17 protein-coding genes and 1 pseudogene are annotated in these 16,304 nt (G+C 63.9%); 10 read left to right on the forward strand and 8 right to left on the reverse strand.

Going from position 1 to position 16,304, the window contains the following annotated elements:
- Positions 1-70 precede the first annotated feature (70 nt).
- Positions 71-1,003: a phenylalanine 4-monooxygenase gene (locus ACQP2D_RS38270; RefSeq protein WP_433680789.1), complete on the forward strand. Its 933-nt coding sequence runs from the start codon at positions 71-73 to the stop codon at positions 1,001-1,003.
- Between the two features lie 101 nt (positions 1,004-1,104).
- Positions 1,105-1,776: an ester cyclase gene (locus ACQP2D_RS38275; protein WP_433680790.1), complete on the forward strand. Its 672-nt coding sequence runs from the start codon at positions 1,105-1,107 to the stop codon at positions 1,774-1,776.
- Positions 1,777-1,798: 22 nt separating this feature from the next.
- On the opposite strand, the gene ACQP2D_RS38280 is transcribed toward ACQP2D_RS38275, so the two are convergent.
- A complete protein-coding gene (locus ACQP2D_RS38280; protein ID WP_433680791.1) occupies positions 1,799-2,404 on the reverse strand; it encodes a TetR family transcriptional regulator in 606 nt (201 codons plus the stop codon).
- Positions 2,394-3,938 carry an MFS transporter gene (locus ACQP2D_RS38285; protein WP_433680792.1) on the reverse strand — a complete coding sequence of 515 codons (1,545 nt, stop codon included), beginning with the start codon at positions 3,936-3,938 and terminating at the stop codon, positions 2,394-2,396. The genes ACQP2D_RS38280 and ACQP2D_RS38285 overlap by 11 nt, the downstream gene beginning before the upstream one ends.
- A 203-nt stretch (positions 3,939-4,141) precedes the next feature.
- Here ACQP2D_RS38285 and ACQP2D_RS38290 point away from each other — a divergent pair, with 203 nt between their 5' ends.
- Positions 4,142-5,434 (forward strand): serine hydrolase, encoded by a 1,293-nt coding sequence (locus tag ACQP2D_RS38290; RefSeq protein ID WP_433680793.1) that lies wholly within the window; start codon positions 4,142-4,144, stop codon positions 5,432-5,434.
- A gap of 123 nt (positions 5,435-5,557) precedes the next feature.
- Here the strand turns inward: ACQP2D_RS38290 and ACQP2D_RS38295 are convergent, their stop codons facing one another.
- Positions 5,558-5,743 (reverse strand): hypothetical protein, encoded by a 186-nt coding sequence (locus ACQP2D_RS38295; RefSeq protein WP_433680794.1) that lies wholly within the window; start codon positions 5,741-5,743, stop codon positions 5,558-5,560.
- 258 nt (positions 5,744-6,001) lie between these two features.
- Here ACQP2D_RS38295 and ACQP2D_RS38300 point away from each other — a divergent pair, with 258 nt between their 5' ends.
- From ACQP2D_RS38300 to ACQP2D_RS38315, 4 genes and pseudogenes are all read left to right on the forward strand, one after another.
- Positions 6,002-6,880, forward strand: coding sequence for a helix-turn-helix domain-containing protein (locus tag ACQP2D_RS38300; protein WP_433680795.1), 879 nt, complete (start codon positions 6,002-6,004; stop codon positions 6,878-6,880).
- The gene (locus ACQP2D_RS38305) at positions 6,877-7,080 is read left to right on the forward strand and encodes a DUF397 domain-containing protein (protein WP_433680796.1); all 204 of its coding nucleotides are present in this window, start codon (positions 6,877-6,879) and stop codon (positions 7,078-7,080) included. Before ACQP2D_RS38300 ends, ACQP2D_RS38305 begins: the two co-directional genes overlap by 4 nt.
- A 139-nt stretch (positions 7,081-7,219) precedes the next feature.
- A pseudogene (locus ACQP2D_RS38310) lies at positions 7,220-7,391 on the forward strand (IS1380 family transposase); the annotation flags it as partial.
- Between the two features lie 45 nt (positions 7,392-7,436).
- A complete protein-coding gene (locus ACQP2D_RS38315; protein ID WP_433685891.1) occupies positions 7,437-7,871 on the forward strand; it encodes a DUF6334 family protein in 435 nt (144 codons plus the stop codon).
- A 233-nt stretch (positions 7,872-8,104) separates the two neighbouring features.
- Here the strand turns inward: ACQP2D_RS38315 and ACQP2D_RS38320 are convergent, their stop codons facing one another.
- Positions 8,105-8,734 (reverse strand): SMI1/KNR4 family protein, encoded by a 630-nt coding sequence (locus tag ACQP2D_RS38320; protein ID WP_433680797.1) that lies wholly within the window; start codon positions 8,732-8,734, stop codon positions 8,105-8,107.
- Here ACQP2D_RS38320 and ACQP2D_RS38325 point away from each other — a divergent pair.
- Positions 8,726-9,703: an NIPSNAP family protein gene (locus ACQP2D_RS38325; RefSeq protein WP_433680798.1), complete on the forward strand. Its 978-nt coding sequence runs from the start codon at positions 8,726-8,728 to the stop codon at positions 9,701-9,703. The genes ACQP2D_RS38320 and ACQP2D_RS38325 overlap by 9 nt on opposite strands.
- 96 nt (positions 9,704-9,799) lie before the next feature.
- Here the strand turns inward: ACQP2D_RS38325 and ACQP2D_RS38330 are convergent, their stop codons facing one another.
- Positions 9,800-10,231 carry a YbaB/EbfC family nucleoid-associated protein gene (locus ACQP2D_RS38330; protein ID WP_433680799.1) on the reverse strand — a complete coding sequence of 144 codons (432 nt, stop codon included), beginning with the start codon at positions 10,229-10,231 and terminating at the stop codon, positions 9,800-9,802.
- Positions 10,232-10,316: 85 nt separating this feature from the next.
- On the opposite strand from ACQP2D_RS38330, the gene ACQP2D_RS38335 reads away from it, so the two are divergent.
- Entirely contained in the window at positions 10,317-10,634 is a 318-nt protein-coding gene (locus tag ACQP2D_RS38335; protein WP_433680800.1) for a hypothetical protein, read from the forward strand.
- Positions 10,631-11,887 (forward strand): DUF6973 domain-containing protein, encoded by a 1,257-nt coding sequence (locus ACQP2D_RS38340; RefSeq protein ID WP_433680801.1) that lies wholly within the window; start codon positions 10,631-10,633, stop codon positions 11,885-11,887. The genes ACQP2D_RS38335 and ACQP2D_RS38340 overlap by 4 nt, the downstream gene beginning before the upstream one ends.
- 846 nt (positions 11,888-12,733) lie before the next feature.
- Here the strand turns inward: ACQP2D_RS38340 and ACQP2D_RS38345 are convergent.
- The 3 genes from ACQP2D_RS38345 to trpS all read right to left on the reverse strand — a co-directional run bounded on the left by ACQP2D_RS38345 (position 12,734) and on the right by trpS (position 16,202).
- Positions 12,734-13,992 (reverse strand): IS3 family transposase gene (locus tag ACQP2D_RS38345; protein ID WP_433677954.1). Its coding sequence is split into 2 segments (ribosomal slippage): positions 12,734-13,719 and positions 13,719-13,992, totalling 1,260 coding nucleotides; the frame shifts between segments, so codons are not numbered across the junction.
- Positions 13,993-14,081: 89 nt separating this feature from the next.
- On the reverse strand, positions 14,082-15,101 hold the full coding sequence (gene yhjD, locus ACQP2D_RS38350) for an inner membrane protein YhjD (RefSeq protein ID WP_433680802.1): 1,020 nt from the start codon (positions 15,099-15,101) through the stop codon (positions 14,082-14,084).
- Between the two features lie 66 nt (positions 15,102-15,167).
- Entirely contained in the window at positions 15,168-16,202 is a 1,035-nt protein-coding gene (gene trpS, locus ACQP2D_RS38355; protein WP_433680803.1) for a tryptophan--tRNA ligase, read from the reverse strand.
- Positions 16,203-16,304 lie beyond the last annotated feature (102 nt).

Here is a 16,304-nt window from a genome sequence, read left to right on the forward strand (position 1 = left end):
CAGCTAGGCAGTTTGACCACCTGGGCGGGCTTTTGTTGTCGCACCGGCTCGGCGGTGCTTGCATCGAGGTATGTTCAACGAAGCTCAGCTGTACTCGCCGGTCACCCGGTCCGGCGACGGCGATGTCGTGGTGCACCTGAGCGACGAGCACCCCGGCGTACACGATCCGGACTACCGGACGCGCCGCAATGCGATCGCCGCGCTGGCACTGGATTACGCACCGGGTAAGCCGCTGCCGCATATCGCCTACACCGATGAGGAACAGCAGGTGTGGCGCATCGTGTCGGCCGAACTCGCGCGCAAACACCAGAAGTACGCCTCCGCCGAGGTGCTCGCGGCCGCAGCCCGGCTCGGGCTGCCGACCGATCACATCCCGCAGCTGGACGAGGTCTCCGCGGCACTGCTTCCGCTGACCGGATTCCGCTACGTTCCGGCCGCGGGCCTGGTGCCGCTGCGCGAATTCTTCGGCTCTTTCGCCGACCGGGTCTTCCACTCCACCCAGTACATTCGCCATCACTCCGCTCCGCTGTACACCCCGGAGCCCGATGCCATCCACGAGATCATCGGGCACGCCAATCAGATCGCCAGCCCGCGCTTCGCCGCCATCTACGAGACGGTCGGCGCGGCGGTGGCCCGATTGACCACCGAGACGGCGCTGAAGTTCCTCGCCGATGTCTTCTGGTTCTCGATGGAATTCGGCGTGGTTCGGGAGAAGGGTGAAATCCGTTGCTACGGAGCGGGATTGCTCTCCTCATACGGCGAGATCGAGGAGTTTCGGCACGCCGAGCTGCGCCCGATCGACGTCGCGGCGATGGGCACCGCGGTCTACGACATCACGCACTATCAGCCGATTCTGTATTGCGCACGGTCGATCTCGGAGATCGAGGATGTGATCGGCGGCTTCTTCGCCACCATGGACGACGATTCGCCGCATCGCGCGGTGCGCGACAGGGGCAATGTGACACATCATCGTTTAAACTCGAATGTTGCTGGGAAACACTAGCGTTAGGAAGAATCTCACGCCCCGAGACACGCCGCGACAACAGACCGAGCGACTGTTAGCCTGCCTCGCGTCCGATCTCCTTTGAAGGGGCGAGAGCCGAGATGACAGTTGATACAACGGATTCCACACCCGAGACGCCGCTATGGCTGCAGGGCCGGGACGCGGTGGTTGCCGCAACGCCCGCCGAGGCCTGGCGGGGCAACGCACCCGATTACCACCTGACCAACGAAATCGTGCCGCGCGAGCGCACCACAAAACACGAGGCCGGCTCGCTCGAGGCCATTGTCGAGGATCTGGTGCGGGTCTTCGAGATGGAGGTCTCGCACAAGAAGGATCCGGCGACCTGGGTGTCGCTGGTGGCCGAGCACTACCGCGGCCGGGTCAACGGCGGACCGTGGCAGGACGCCGAGGAGTTCGCCAGGATCGGCAGCTACAACATCCTGATCGGCGACAACCCGTACTACGAGGTCGAACAGGAGACCTTCGAGTCCTCGCACCACGTCTTCCACACCGCATTCCCGAACGGCTTCTTCTGGGAGGTGCTCGAGGTGCTGGCCGGACCGCCCGCGGTCACCCTCCGCTGGCGGCACTGGGGCCGCTACGACGGCGAGTACAAGGGCCACCAGCCGACCGGTGAGTTGATCGAGATGTTCGGCGTGACCATCGCCAGGGTCAGCGACGACCTGCGCATCCTGGAGCTCGAGCACTTCTACGACAACAACAAGCTGCTCGGCCCGCTGGCACACGGGTGCCCGGTTACCAAGTCCTCCTGAAGCTTTCGCATCGCTCGGCAGGCTATTGCTTGCCGAGCGGTAGCCCAGCCTCCAGAAAGTCCAGTGCCCGACTGAGGTTCTCGGCGTTGAGCGGGGCGAGCGGCGATAGTCCCAGCGCTATGCCCGCGATGGCACCGGCTGTCACCCGCACCTCGAAATCTTCCGGATCCCGACCCACATGCTCGGCGAGCAGGCTCGCCATCAGGTCGACACCGCGTTGCATTTCCAATCCGATGGCCGCGCGCAGCTCCGGTACGTGATACACCAGCGCCTGGCGCTCCTGCTCGAATGCCAGCTCGGCCGGTGGCAGTTTCGAGAACACCTCCGCGACCGCGTTGCGGAAGGCGGTCAGCGGCGCGGTATCACGCGGCTGCGCCCGTATCGCGTCGATCATCAGCGGATCGAGATCGTCGGCGAGTACCAGCTGTTCCTTGGTCGGGAAATAGCGGAAGAAGGTGCTCGGTGATACCTCGGCCGCCGCGGCGATCTGCTCGATGGTGGTCTCGGTGTATCCCTGCTCACGGAACAGCCGGAACGCTTCTTCGCGAATCGTCCGGCGGGTCCGTTCCTTCTTCCGCTCGCGCAGGCCCTGCGCGGCCGTCCCGTCCGCGGGCAGTTCAACCGACATGTGTCGATTCTGGCCCATCGACCCCGACCAGTGCCGCCGGTATCGCCTCCGCGCTTTCCGCCTCGGCCGCGGCCCGCCGCGGCAGCACACGCAGCGCGAGCGGTACCGCCACGGCGCAGATGGCCGCGCATACCCACAGCATCGCGCTCATCCCGCTGACGAAGGCCGACTGCACCTGCTCCAGCAGGGCGGCATTGCCGGTCGACTTCGCCACCGCCACACCGGCATTCACGCTGTCGCCGACCGGGTCGACATTCAGCGCACCGAGATCGCCGCGGTACACGGTAGCCAAGACGGTGCCGAGCAGCGCCACCGCGATGGTGCCAGCCGCCTGCCGCATGGCCTGCAGCAGTGCCGAGCCGACCCCCGCGCGGGCCACCTCGAGATCGTCCATCGCGACCGCCATGCCGACCGGCAGCGCCAAGCCCATCCCCGCCCCGGTCAACGCGACCCAGACGGCGACGAACCAATACGACGTTCCCGGCTCGGTCAGCGCGCCCAAGCCGAGGGCCAGCGCCAGCACTGCCAGACCCGCGGCCACCAGGAGCGCCGGTCCCAGTTTCGGCCGCAGCCGGTCCCCCAGCCGCGAACCGATCAGCAGCCCGCCGATCATCGGCAGCAGCCGCAGCCCGCTGCCGAGCGCGTCGACGCCCAGGACCGCCTGGTAGTACTGCGGCACGGTGAAGAACAGGCCGAACATGCCGAAGGTGATGATCACCGTGAACGCCGCGCCCCAGCGGAAGCCCGGGCTGCGGAACAGGCCCAGATCGACCAGCGGGAAGCTGGCGCGCCGCTGCCACCCGATGAACACCGCGATTATCGCCGCGCCGCCGAGCAGTGCGGCCCAGCCCAGGCCATTGCCCCAGCCCTTATCGCCGAGCCGAATGAATCCGTAAGTGACACCGAGCATTCCGAGGATCGACAGTGCCGTGCCCGGCAGATCCAGCGGCCGCTGCTGCGGGTTGCGTGATTCCGGCACCAGCGCCGCGACGGCCGCCGCGCCGATCACCACCATCGGGACATTGATCAGGAATACCGAACCCCACCAGAAGTTATCGATCAGCCAGCCGCCGAGAATCGGCCCGAGCGGCAGCCCGAGCGCGGTCGAGGTGATCCAGATGTTCATGGCCTTGGCACGGTCGTCCGGGTCCGGGAACAGCACCGGCAGCACCGCCATCGATAGCGGCATCATGATCGCCGCCGCGACGCCGAGCACCACCCGTGCCGCGATGAGCTGACCGGCGCTGACGGCAAAGGCACAGGCCAGCGAGGCCGCTCCGAACAGCACCAGCGCGCCGAGCAGCAGCTTCTTGCGCCCATAGCGGTCGCCGAGTGCGCCGGCCGGCACCATCACGGCCGCGAGCGCCAGCGTGTAGGCGGTGCTGAACCACTGCAGCGCGCCGGTGTTCGCGTTCAGGTCGATGGCGAGGGTGGGCAGCGCGACCGTCAGGACGGTCATATCCAGGCCGATGGTCAGCATGGCCACGGCGAGCGCCCCCAGCGCCAGCCAGCGGCGAGTCGAGTCTGTCGTCATAGCCCCTCCAGAAATGATAGTAACAACTTTTTGATAGTAGCTCTCATTTACTAGTGTCTGTCAATACCCGGAACACACCCGCACCTGGACGGCCGCGCCAGCCCGGCATCGGTCCACCGCACCCAGTAGGCTCTGAGCCGATGACGATCCGGGACCTCCGCCTCTTCGCCAGGCCGAATCGCGGTTCCGTGGGCGCTGCGCCGATGAGAATCCGGGATATTCGCCGCCTCACCGCGCTCTGCCTCGGTACCGTGCTGGCCGTTGCCGCAGTGACCTGGGGCGCTGCGGCGACGCCGTCGCAGGCCACGCCATCCGCCGCCACGACGACGCCGTTCGCCACCCCGAACACCGATAGCTGCCCGCAGAAGACGAAGCCGCCCAATCCGATCGACGAATCCGAGGTGCCGGAACCGGGCCAACCGACGCCGACACCGCTGGCTGTGCCGATTCCGCCGGTCGGGGGTTCGCGCCTGGGCGAATGCGGCGTTGTCATCCCCCGCGGCGCGCCGGCCGTACCGCCGGATATTTCGGCGACGGCCTGGCAGGTCTCGGATCTCGATACCGGTGAGGTGCTCGCCGCCAAGGATCCGCACGGGCGTTACCGGCCGGCCAGCACGATCAAGGTGCTGCTCGCGACCGTCGCGCTGCGGACCCTCGATCTGGACAAGACCGTCACCGGGACCCAGGAGGACGCGAATGCCGACGGCACCCGGGTCGGCATCGGCCCCGGCGGCCGCTATACCAACCGCCAACTCATGCAGGCGCTGATCATGGCCTCGGGCAACGACGCCGCGCACGCCATCGCCACCCAGCTCGGTGGTGACGCCGCCGCCGTGCAGAAGATGAACGAGCTGGCGAAGTCGTTGTACGCCTTGGACACTCGCACCGCCAGCCCGTCCGGACTCGACGGTCCGGGTATGAGCACCTCGGCCTACGACCTGTCGGTGCTGTTCCGCGAGGCGATGACCATTCCGCTGTTCGCCGAACTCATCCACACCGAACAGGTCGACTTCCCCGGCTTCCCCAAGGACCCGAAGATCCCTGACGACAAAGACCGCCCGGGCTTCCCCATCGCCAACGACAACCACCTGCTCTACGACTACGACGGCGCGATCGGCGGTAAGACCGGCTTCACCGACGACGCCAGGCAGACCTTCGTCGCCGCCGCCCAACGCGACGGCCGCAGGTTGGTGGTGACGCTGCTGAAAGCCGATGTGAAGCCGCTGCGCCCATGGGAACAGGCCGCCCGTCTCCTCGACTACGGCTTCGCCCTCCCCAAGAACGCCACCGTCGGCAAGCTTCCCGAAGCCAAGAACACATCCGCCAAAGCCACCGTGGGACTTGCCGCCCCGCCTCCACAGGACACCGGCTACGAGGCGCAGCCCGCCGATGAGCCCGACAAGCATGCGGGTTCCCGCACGCTACTGCTGGTAGGCGGCGTCTTCCTCGTGCTGGCACTCCTGCTCGGGGCACGCCGCATGAACCGCCGCCGATAGGCGCACGCACATATCTCTGGGAAGTTCCGGTGCGGGCACGCCGGTTCCCGGTATCCCTGCCTGTCCGCAGGCTCTCATGCCGCTACGCGCCAGCGGCGATGCGGGGCAGAGGTTCAGTGCGGCCTACGGCGTGCGGTGCCGTTTGCAGGTACGGCCCCCTGAGCGCTCGAGCGGCGCATCAAGGGATCGGCTGTGCCAGCGGGTGATTTCGCGGCGGATCGTGGACTGGTCGCAGGGGCCGATGTGAAATTCGTTGTATTGGTGCCGGTAGTGGTAGGGACCGTCGCCGTCGATGTCGAACCAGTTCACGCGGCAGGTCGCCGATCAGCGCCGTGAACACGGCAGGCACGATCGCGGAACCGTGTATCGCCACAGCGGTTCATGGCGGGTCGTAAGGGACCCACGGATCGGGAACGCGCAGATGCTGATGGCCCCCAGCGATATGCCGCTGGATGCAATCTGTCCTGGGGTTATGTGCTGATCGCATGGAAATCCGCATTGTGGCCGCAGGACAGGATCGCAGCGTGATCTCCTGATGCGAACAGTGAATCCTGATGGGAGGCAGGCATGTCGGAGGACGGATCTACCCTCGCGCGGCGACAGCTGGGGAAGTATCTGCGCGATGGAAGGGAGGGGCGCGGGCTCACGCTCCAGGAGGCGGCCAAGCTGATCCAGCGCAGTGCCAGCACCCTCCAGCGCATGGAAAAGGGCGGCGTGGCCCAAATGCGTGATGTGGACATCGATGCGCTGTGCCGGATCTACGAGTTCGATGCCGATCACTCCGCCGCAATGAAAGGGCTTGCGGCACAAGGAAACGAGCTGAGCTGGTGGTGTGAATACGGCGATCTGTTACCGGCGAACTTCGACTTCTATGTTGGGCTCGAGTCATCGGCACAGCGCCTGACGACCTATGAGCCCGAACTCGTGCCAGGGCTGTTACAGACCCCGGCGTATACGAGCGTGCTAATCCGATCCGGCTTCCCTGACGACAGTCCCGAGGAACATGCGCGGAGGGTGCGGTTGCGAATGCGAAGGCAGACGAGGATCACCCGCAAGTACCTGCCGGCTGCGCTCGACGTCATCCTTCGGGAGTCGGTCCTGCGGGGAGTGGTTGGCGGGTCGCATGTCATGGAGACCCAGATGAAGCATCTCGCAGACATGAGCACCCGGCCAAACGTGAACTTGCAGATACTCCCGTTCAACGCGGGTTTTCCCGTTGGAGTCGCGGTTGGCCCGTTCGTCATCCTCGAGTTCGGCAGGGGCAAGCATGGGCAGGTGATCGAGCCGCCAGTGGTCTACACGGAAAATTTCACGGGGAGCTTGTATCTTGCGAAATCAGCCACGCTCCAGCGATACCATCAAACGTACGAGAGCCTTCGGCGAAGCGCGATGGATGCTGTTGCCAGCCGAGCTTTGCTCAGGCAGATGGCGAAGGAGTATGCGTGAACATCGATCTGGCCGGTGCCGACTGGTTCAAGAGCAGCCGCAGCGGAGCAGCCGAAAACTGCGTTGAGGTCGCCTTTCTTCCCAACGACCTTATCGGCGTTCGCGATTCGAAGAACCCATCCGGCCCCGCACTCGTGTTCACCCCAGCCGAATGGTCGGCCTTCACCGCCGCGACAACCCGAGGCGAGTTCGACCGCTGACCTCACAGAAAGCACCCTGACGAATCGCTCGAACGCGAAGTGGCTGGAGCAGCCGCAGCGGCGGAGCAAGAACTCCGTCGAAGTCGCCGTTTTCCGAACAACCATGTCGGCGTTCGCGATTCGAAGAACCCATCCGGCCTGTGCGGCCGTCGCTTACAACCTGCTGCGCGCCTCCAGCACACTCACCCGGCGGCCCGCACGGCCGCGCACGCAGCCAGCCTGCGCAAAAAGATCACCAACATCCCCGCCCGGCTCGCTGCCCGCAACGCCGACCGATCCCGCACCTAGCCAGCCACTGGCCCTGGAGCAACGGAGTCAAAGCGCAGAAGTACGGCAACAAGAGGAAAGTCGGTTCCATGTCGGAAGTAGGAGCCACGATCGCTGAACAGGGTGGCCGACTTCGCGCCGCCACTTACCATTTCGACCCGGATCTGCCCCGCGACATCCTGCGCATCGACCTCGAATTCGAGCACGGACGATGGTCCGTGCTCGTCCACGAAGACGATGACACCGTGCGACTGGTCGAAACCGCGGCCATCGAGGACAGTGGCCTGCGCACCGTGGACGCGGCGGCGCTAGCCCCCTGGCGCGATGCCGTCGGCCGCGCCGTCCGATGGGTATGGTCCCTCGAGAACCAGCAGGGCTACCCCGACGCGATCCAGTTCGAATTCGCCGACATCAGGGGCGGCGGTGCGGCAACCATCCAAATCGTGTCCATCGCTTCACGTTTGAACATCCAGCAGGCGCGCTCCATCGAAACCCCACCCCTCACCACCCTCCCCAGCCGGTGAGCACGAGAGGAACACAGCACCGTCGATGTCCCCGACGGCAGTCTCGATTGTTTCGATCCTGCGGTTTCAGGCCGGTCCTGCCGCGGGCCGCGCGGACACTCACACCGAGTAGCCTGCGGCGCCGGGCTTGTGGCGGGTCGGGTGGATCCGCTGGACAGGAATGGCACGGAGCCGCCTGAGACGTCCCTGATCCGGGTTTACCCGGGCTCGTACGAAGGGTTCTCGGGGAGGGTTCACTCGTCCCAGTCCCAGTCCCAGTGCAAATAGATCTTCTCGGTGAGGTTCGACTCCCGCACGCCGGGGGTCTGGCCGTGAAAGGGGGTGCGGGTGTCGAGGGAGTGAGTGAGGGCGTCGAAGAATTCGAGCAGCGTGTTGGCCCACAGCGTGCCTTCGAAAGCGCCCGAACCGATACCCAATTCGATGACGTGACCGTAGGCCGGTCCGGGGCGGTGCTCGACGAACAAGATACCGGCATCGATGGAGTGAGCGATCGGAACCCATTGGTGGGCATGGCCATAGAGGCTCTCCTCGCCCAAGCCCGATGCTCGATTCTCGGCGCTGAAGGTGGTTCGCCATTCATGACCGGCGAGGATCTGGTCGATCGGGTCGAGCATGTACCCCATCGGCAGGAATTCGGCGCCTTCAACGGCATTCCCGTCGGAATACACGGTGCCGTTGTGATGTTCGAGCAGTGTCCGGACGTCGGGGTGCAGCGCGAAACCCAGGACAGCTTCCAGGTGAGCGATCTGCTCGGCGGTGGCGCCAGGTCGCAGGGTCGCGGCGGAGGCGGGCGAGTACATGCCGAGCAGATGGAGGAAACGAGTCCATACCTGGTCGAAGGTGTGCGGAGCGGGGTGGGTCATGCGGTGACCATAGCGACGGGCAGTGACACCGCCCGGTGGGCAAATGTCCGCAAGGCTCCTGCTCTCACGCCTGTGTGGCTCCGACACACGCTGGTGCCCGATACATCTGGCTGGCAACGCCGACGCCAACACCAAGCCCGCTATCGCACCGGTGACGAGGACACCCACTCACCTGCCACTGCAGTACTGGGCCAACCAATCGCTCGCGATGCGCCTATCGACAGTGGCATCGTAGGCATGGTGACTCAAACCCACTGGCCGGTTGTCGAGCTCAGGCAGTACACGCTGCGACCGGGCAGCCGTGATGCGCTCATCGACCTTTTCGATCGCGAGTTCGTGGAAACCCAAGAGGCCGTAGGTATCCGCGTAATTGCCCAGTTCCGCGACGAGGATGATCCGGACCGCTTCGTCTGGATACGTGCCTTCCGTGACATGACCGCCCGCACCGCGAGTCTGACGGCCTTCTATATCGATGGAGCTGCCTGGCAAACGCACGCCGCGGCCGCCCGCGCCACGATGGTCGATACGACGAACGCGCTGCTACTGCACCCGGCGACGCCGACCTCCGGATTCTCGCTCTCTGCCGATCGCCCCGGGGTGGAAGCGACGGTGTTGCCGCAATCGCGTGTCCTGGCCACGATTTACCACCCCGACATCCCGACCGGTGAGTTCGCCGAATTCTTCGACAGCCGAGTGCGGCCCGTTCTCGAGGACACCGGAGCAGCGCTGATCGGCAGCTTCGTCACCGAGCCCGCGCTGAATACCTTCGCGATGCTTCCGATTCGCACCGAGACCGTGTTCGTTTCATTCGCGTTGTTCGAGAATGCGGGCCGGCTCGATGAGCACCTCGATGTGCTCGCTCGCTCGCCAGTGTGGGCAGAACAGGTCCAGCCAGCGCTATCGAAGCGGCTGTCGGAGCCGGTGCAGCAACTGCGTTTGGCGCCGACGGCGCGGTCCCTGCTGCGCTGACCAGTCGTCGCCGATCTCATCCCGCACACGTCTGCCCGAACTCTGCCGCTCCGAATCATCCTGCGCCGCAGGCGTTCAGAGGTGGCTTTCGAGCTCCTACCAGTACGACTGGTTGCGCCGCTGGTTCTGCTCGATCAATTCTTCTTCGGTGAGCTCGTCGTCGGACGGTTCCTGCCTCGCTGTAGGCTCGGGTGGAACCGGGTACGGGCGTTCCGTGGCCAGCCCGAGGGTCTCGACCGCCGCTGCCATGCGCGGGTCTGAGCTGAGTTCGGCAAGACGCTCACGCACGTTCCCGCGAGCCTCGTCCAGGGCCTCGTGCACGAGCTCGGTGATCAGGTCGCCCAGTGCGGCTCCGAAAGGTGTGACGCTCTCGTCGATTCGAACTGCTTGGAGCGTTCCGTCCGCGAGCACATCGACCGCAACCCCGTAACGCGATGCGGTGGACCGGTCGGTCATCAGGGCGCGTTGCACGGCATCCATCTGATTGGTGATCGGGTCGATATCACCGTTGTTCGGGTACAACTGCACTGCACGCTCCCCATCGTGGCTGGTACGACCGTGCTATCGTAGCAACACATTTCGTGGGGCAAGATTCGTCGTGAGGGGGTCGCGCGTGTCCGATCTGTATGTGGATCAGGCTGCGCTCGAGGGCATGGTTGCCGTGTTGAACACTGCGCATGACGCACTTGCTGCCGTGAAGGCGAAGAGTTTCATGTGGGCTATCGAGAATGCGCTGCCCGGTTCCGGCCTCGGGCACGCCTTCATGAAGGCCGGTGCACGAGCCGAGCTCAGCGTCCGCGGTGTCAACGTCCAACTGAAGGAGATCAACGACTCGGCGGGTATCTGCATCGCGGAGTACAACAGGCAGCAACAAGAGCAGGCGCAACGAATCGCCGAATTGTCCGAATCGCTGGAGTCCGGTCCGCGATGAGCTGGGTACCGCCGACGAAGACTCAAATCCGCAGCTGGACCTTCGATGCGTTGACCTCCCAAGCTGGGGAATGGGGCCAATCCGCACAAACGATCACCGAGCAGCGCACTGTCGTCTCCCAGCAGCTCGCGGATTCCCCGGGTTTCTGGCGCGGAGGCGCCGGAGACTCGATGCGATGGAAGGGTGACGAAGCTAAATCGTCGTTGTCGAAGGTGGTTTCGGCCTTCGACAACGCTCAGCAATCCACGTCACAGATCATCGCCTCGCTCAGTTTCGCCAAATCCGCTGCGGTCAACGCGATTCAGGATGCCGAGGACGCGCGGTTCACCGTCGCCGAGAACGGCACGGTCAGCTTCTCCGAAGACGTCCTCGCATGGATTGCGCAGGAAAACGACATCGGCAGTCCGATAATCGCCAGGATGGTGGTGACGCGTGTCGCCAACCAGTACGAGGACAAGATCAAGAAGTGCCTCCGGGAGGCCGGCGATGCTGCAGGGGCTGCCCGGGAAGCGATCGAGAAGGTGTTCGCTGATGTTCCGGTGCCGCTGGGTAGTGACCTCGAAACCATCCTGACCTCATACCAAGTCGATGACGGCGACAAGCGCTACGTGATGTGGCCTGACGCCGACAAGATTGCGCAGTGGAAGAAGTGGTCCCTGGGAACGATCGACATCGAGCCCAAGCAGGTCACCGCTGCGGAGGCGGAAATGCTGAACAACTTGAGCCTTTGGGACCAGTGGCAATTCAAACAGATTTCGGAGAAAGCGCAGGAGGAAGCCGAAAAGGCCTTTCCTCCAGTACAGATGCTGGATTCCGCAGGCAACCCTGTGTTCGATAAGGACGGCAAGCCTGTTATGAATAACCAGGACAACCACACCGACGCGTTCCGCCATGCCTATTGGAATGCCCTGTTGACCCGTGAATTCGGCGAGGATTGGACCAAGGAATACACGTCGAAGCACGAGATGCGAGACGACAACCGCTCGGTGCGCGAGGCGATGGACCTGTACAACAACGAGGTCGGGCGCAAGATTGCCATCGACAATCCGACAAAAAATGGGTACAGCCCCTTTGGGAGCGACTTGATCGATGTCGTCAAAGAAGCTGTCTTGCGAGGCGACACAGTACTGATCGACAAGAATATGAATCTGAACTGGACCAACCAGGTGAAGATCGGCGAGGCCGTGAACTCGGCAGCCTTCGACGACCAGCCGGACAGCCGCTTGCCGGGCGCCCCTGTGGCAGAGAAATGATTGTCACCAAATGATCTAGCTCAGTTAGGAATTCATGCGGAGTAATCTGACCCCCGGCATGCGTCTGCTCTCTGTACTCGGGCTGGCGGCAACCTTGCTCCTGCCCGCCGGGTGCGATCTGTCGTCGTCCGACGAAAAAGTCATCGTCGAACAGGAGAGTCCAGCTCTGGCGGAAGCATTCGAACGTGTTCGGAACTCTCGGGGCACAGCTCGACTCGGGGACCTCATTACCGAATCCGGGATTCCGGTGGGTTCGTGGGATCGGATGTACAGCTTTTCGTCCGCCACAAAGGAAAGCCTCAACGATGGTCTCGGGACGAAGGGTTTGGACTGGTGGGGTCTCCCTTTTATGTCCGACTCTCTCATACAAGTATTCGTCAACAATAACAAAGTCGTGTACGCATACAGTGACCGCAACCCACGGTACACAGCATATAGGGGCGCAACACCAGAGTCTGAGGTGAAAGCCGTGGAGCGAACGGCAGTGGGAGCAACGGAAAGCGACACCTATTGGAGCATCCAAATCGAAGAATTCCCAAAATAGGGTAGACGCAATGCAGGCGGGCCGCGTCGCACGCCCGGGAGCGAACCCGACACCGATTGTGGCCACTCGGACCGGACACGTTCTGTCGCGGCTGTCGAGCTTGGTGGATCTCAGAGTCCGAGGTCCCTGTGCCAGCTGTGAATTGGCTAGGTCAGAGCTGGTCGACTTCGGAACTGGAGCCTGAGAGGTGGGGGCAATGCAGCCTTACTATTCCAACACTGGCCTGGCGTGTTCGCATTCTCGCTGGGGTCGGCCACTTCGGTGGACACGCACTCTGAACCGCCCCGAGTTTCTTGCCGGCTTCATGGTTGAGTCATCACCGGCTGGGATGGCTGTTGTTGAGCGTAGTAGAGGGCTTCGTATTCGGCGGGTGGGAGATACCCGATCAGGCTGTGCAACCTCCGATTGTTGTACCAGTCGACCCATTCCATCGTCGCGAACTCGACGTCGTCGAGCGAACGTAGCGGCCCGGTGAGGAACGGGCTGTCCTTGGCGAGGGCTTCGGTCTTGTAGAGCCCGATCGTCGATTCGGACAGTGCGTTGTCGTAGGCATCGCCGATACTGCCTATCGACGCTGAAATCCCTTCGGCCGCAAGGGTGTCAGCGAACGAGATAGCCGTGTATTGGGATCCGGCGTCGCTGTGGTGGATCAGACCGTCAGCGACAGCGTGGCCGTCGTGATCGCGTCGCCACAACGCCATCCGCAGCGCGCTGGTGACCATCGCGGTGTCCTTGACCGTGGCCGCGTGCCAGCCCAAGATCGCGCGGGAGAAACAGTCGATCACGAACGCCACGTAGACGAACCCCAGCCAGGTAGGCACGTAGGTAAAGTCGGTGACCCACTTGCGATTTGGCTCGACGGCAGTGAAGTCGCGGTCGAGTAGGTCCGGTGCACGGCGATGATCGTGGCCCTTCCCAGCGATCGTGGTCCGGACTCTGCCGCCGCGGACCACACCGGACATGCCTTCATCGCGCATGAGCCGCCCGATGGTGTCCACCGATACCTCATGGCCCTGGCGACGCAGATGCCGGGCCATCTTGCGGCTGCCGTACATGCCCTCCGGCGTGCCCGAGGTAGCCCGTAACGCATCGGTGAGATGCGCGTCGGTGACCGTCCGCGCCGACGGTCCGGTGGTTTTCCAGTTCCGGTACGTGCGCCCGGCGATCTGCATGCCCTGCTCTCGCAGTACACCCAGAATCGACTCGACCCGGTGCCCCTTTGCACGTTCGGTATCGATGAACTGGCAGATCAACGGCGTCGCGGGTCGAGCTCCCGCGCGAAGAAAATCGAGGCCGCTTTCAGAATCTCGTTGGCCTCCTTCAGATCTCGGTTCTCCCGTTCGAGTTCCTTGATCCGCGCCTGCTCAGCGGTCGTCACTCCGGGCGCCTTCCCGGTATCGACCTGTGCCTGCTTCACCCACACCCGCAGCGTTTCAGCATGGACTCCAAGTTTCACGGCGAGCGCTTGGCAGGCGGCATACACCGACGGATAACCGTCGAGTCGGTCCAGCACCATCTTCACCGCACGCTCACGCTGCTCGATCGGATACTGCTTGGGCATGGCCAACATCCTCCTCAAGGAAGGAAGCGGCAAGAAGATCGGGGCGGTTCACTCCACCAACCACTTCTCGCTTCGACAGCCACTCCGTGTCAGCGGCGGCGCAGTCCCGAAAGTACTAGCGCTGCAAGCGCTCCCGCGCCGAAGTAGGCGGCGCCGGTGCCCATCGAGAGGCCGGGCGCACTCATACGGGGCTTGATCACGGCGGCGGGGGGTGGGGCTATTTCAGGTTCCGGCTCGTTTTCGGATGCTGTTGCGGCCCAGGCGGTTGCGAACAGGATGATTCGGTAGGTGATGTAGATGAACACCATCAGGCCGATGATCGAGCCGAAGGTTGCACCGGCGGGACTGGTCAGGACCGTCTGCAGATAGAACGACGCGACGTATTTGAAGATTTCGAAGACCAACGCGGCCAGCGCCGCCGCACGGGCGGCACTGCGGAGAGTGACCGGTTCCCTGGGCAGACGCGCGATCATCCAGGCGAGTACCGCCCAGGAGGCGAGGAAGCCGAGCAGCATCGAGATGAGCACCAGTATCAGTCGCGCCCCCGGCAGATCCTCCAGGTGGAATGTGATCAGCACTCGCGCGCTGAGGGTGCTCGACGCCAGCGCGGACAGACTGATCGAGACCACGAAGGCCAGCCCGAGGCCGATGAGCGCGCCGAGGTCGGAGAGCTTGTTGAACAACCAATTGTGTTCGGTGCGCTTCTGTTCCCACTGTTCGGTCAGCGCCGCCCGCAGATTCGCCATCCAGCCGAGCCCGGTGTAGACACCGACCAGCAGACCCAGTGTGCCCACGGTGCCGCGCGAGCGCACCGCCTTTTCGATCAGATCGTTGATCTGCGTTCCGAGCGATCCCGGAATGTTCTCCACGATCTTGTTCTGCAGATCGGTGAACGTGTCCGGATGACCGGACAGCACGAATCCGGCGACCGCGAAGGCGACCATCAAAAGCGGAAACAGCGAGAGCACCGTGAAATACGTGATACCAGCCGCGTAGTAGTCGCCGCGCTGCCGCTGATACCGCTCGCCTGCCCGAACCAGATGATCGAGCCACGGCCGCGACTGGATCCGTTGTTCTACCGACGCCTTGACATTGTCGATCACCTGCACCTGTCACGCCCCTTCAACAGAGACCGCGGTGTTGATCCGCAAGCGGTCGATACCGGTATTCCCCGGCTAGCGAGCCAAAAACCCCACCCGGTCGTATACCTGTGCCAGCGTGTTGCCAGCGATCTCGCGCGCCCGCTCGGCACCGGCGGTGAGAATGCGGTCGAGTTCACCCTGATCCGACAGGTACTCTTCCACCTTCGCCCGCAGCGGCGTGACGAATTCCACCAGCGCATCGGCGACGTCGGACTTCAGATCGCCGTAACCCTTACCCGCGTAGTCGCGTTCGAGCGTGACGATCGGGGTGCCGCTGAGCGAACCGAGGATCACCAGCAGATTGCTGACGCCCGGCTTGGTTTCCGGGTCATAGCGGATCTCGCGCTCGGTATCGGTGACCGCGGAGCGAATCTTCTTGGCGGTGATCTTCGGATCGTCGAGCAGGTTGATCAGACCGGCGTCGGTGGAGGCCGACTTGCTCATCTTCGAGGTCGGATCCTGCAGGTCGTAGATCTTCGCGGTGCCCTTGACGATATGTGCCTCCGGCACCACGAACGTCTTCTTGAACCGAGTGTTGAAGCGCTGGGCCAGATTTCGGGTCAGCTCCAGATGCTGGCGCTGATCCTCGCCGACCGGCACCTGATGCGCACGGTAGAGCAGGATGTCCGCGGCCATCAGCACCGGATAGGTGAACAGTCCGACGCTGGCGTTCTCCGCGCCCTGTTTGACCGACTTGTCCTTGAACTGGGTCATCCGGCTGGCCTCGCCGAATCCGGTGATGCAGCTGAGCACCCAGGTCAGCTCGGCGTGCTCGGGCACCTGGCTCTGCACGAAGAGCGTGGAGCGCTTGGGGTCGATGCCGAGCGCGAGCAGCTGCGCGGCCGCCGCCTTGGTGCGCGCACGCAGTTCCTTCGGATCCTGCGACACGGTGATCGCGTGCATATCCGGGATGAAGTACAGCGCGTCGTAGTCGTCCTGCATGGTCACCCAGTACTGCAGCGCCCCAAGGTAGTTGCCGAGATGGAAGGACGAGCTGGTGGGCTGGATCCCGGACAGCACCCGCTGTTTGCGATCAGCGGCCGGGGTCGTCTGAGCAGGACTGGACATATCCCGATCTTCGCATGCGGTATCTGATCGGCGGCGTTCGCGGGTCCCTCCGTGGTTACGCTCCGCTACCGCCTCCGGGCCCATCGCTCACACCGCGTGTCA

The sequence above is a fragment of the Nocardia sp. CA-119907 genome, from assembly GCF_050955995.1.
Taxonomy (GTDB): Bacteria; Actinomycetota; Actinomycetes; order Mycobacteriales; family Mycobacteriaceae; genus Nocardia.

Excerpts from the sequence above, each read along its gene's own strand:
- ACQP2D_RS38290 (WP_433680793.1), top strand. The coding sequence starts at position 4,142 with ATGAGAATCCGGGATATTCGCCGCCTCACCGCGCTCTGCCTCGGTACC.
- ACQP2D_RS38340 (WP_433680801.1), top strand. The coding sequence starts at position 10,631 with ATGAGCTGGGTACCGCCGACGAAGACTCAAATCCGCAGCTGGACCTTC.
- ACQP2D_RS38315 (WP_433685891.1), top strand. The coding sequence starts at position 7,437 with ATGTCGGAAGTAGGAGCCACGATCGCTGAACAGGGTGGCCGACTTCGC.
- ACQP2D_RS38275 (WP_433680790.1), top strand. The coding sequence starts at position 1,105 with ATGACAGTTGATACAACGGATTCCACACCCGAGACGCCGCTATGGCTG.
- ACQP2D_RS38300 (WP_433680795.1), top strand. The coding sequence starts at position 6,002 with ATGTCGGAGGACGGATCTACCCTCGCGCGGCGACAGCTGGGGAAGTAT.
- ACQP2D_RS38320 (WP_433680797.1), bottom strand. The coding sequence starts at position 8,734 with ATGACCCACCCCGCTCCGCACACCTTCGACCAGGTATGGACTCGTTTC.
- trpS (WP_433680803.1), bottom strand. The coding sequence starts at position 16,202 with ATGTCCAGTCCTGCTCAGACGACCCCGGCCGCTGATCGCAAACAGCGG.
- ACQP2D_RS38285 (WP_433680792.1), bottom strand. The coding sequence starts at position 3,938 with ATGACGACAGACTCGACTCGCCGCTGGCTGGCGCTGGGGGCGCTCGCC.
- ACQP2D_RS38280 (WP_433680791.1), bottom strand. The coding sequence starts at position 2,404 with ATGTCGGTTGAACTGCCCGCGGACGGGACGGCCGCGCAGGGCCTGCGC.
- ACQP2D_RS38270 (WP_433680789.1), top strand. The coding sequence starts at position 71 with ATGTTCAACGAAGCTCAGCTGTACTCGCCGGTCACCCGGTCCGGCGAC.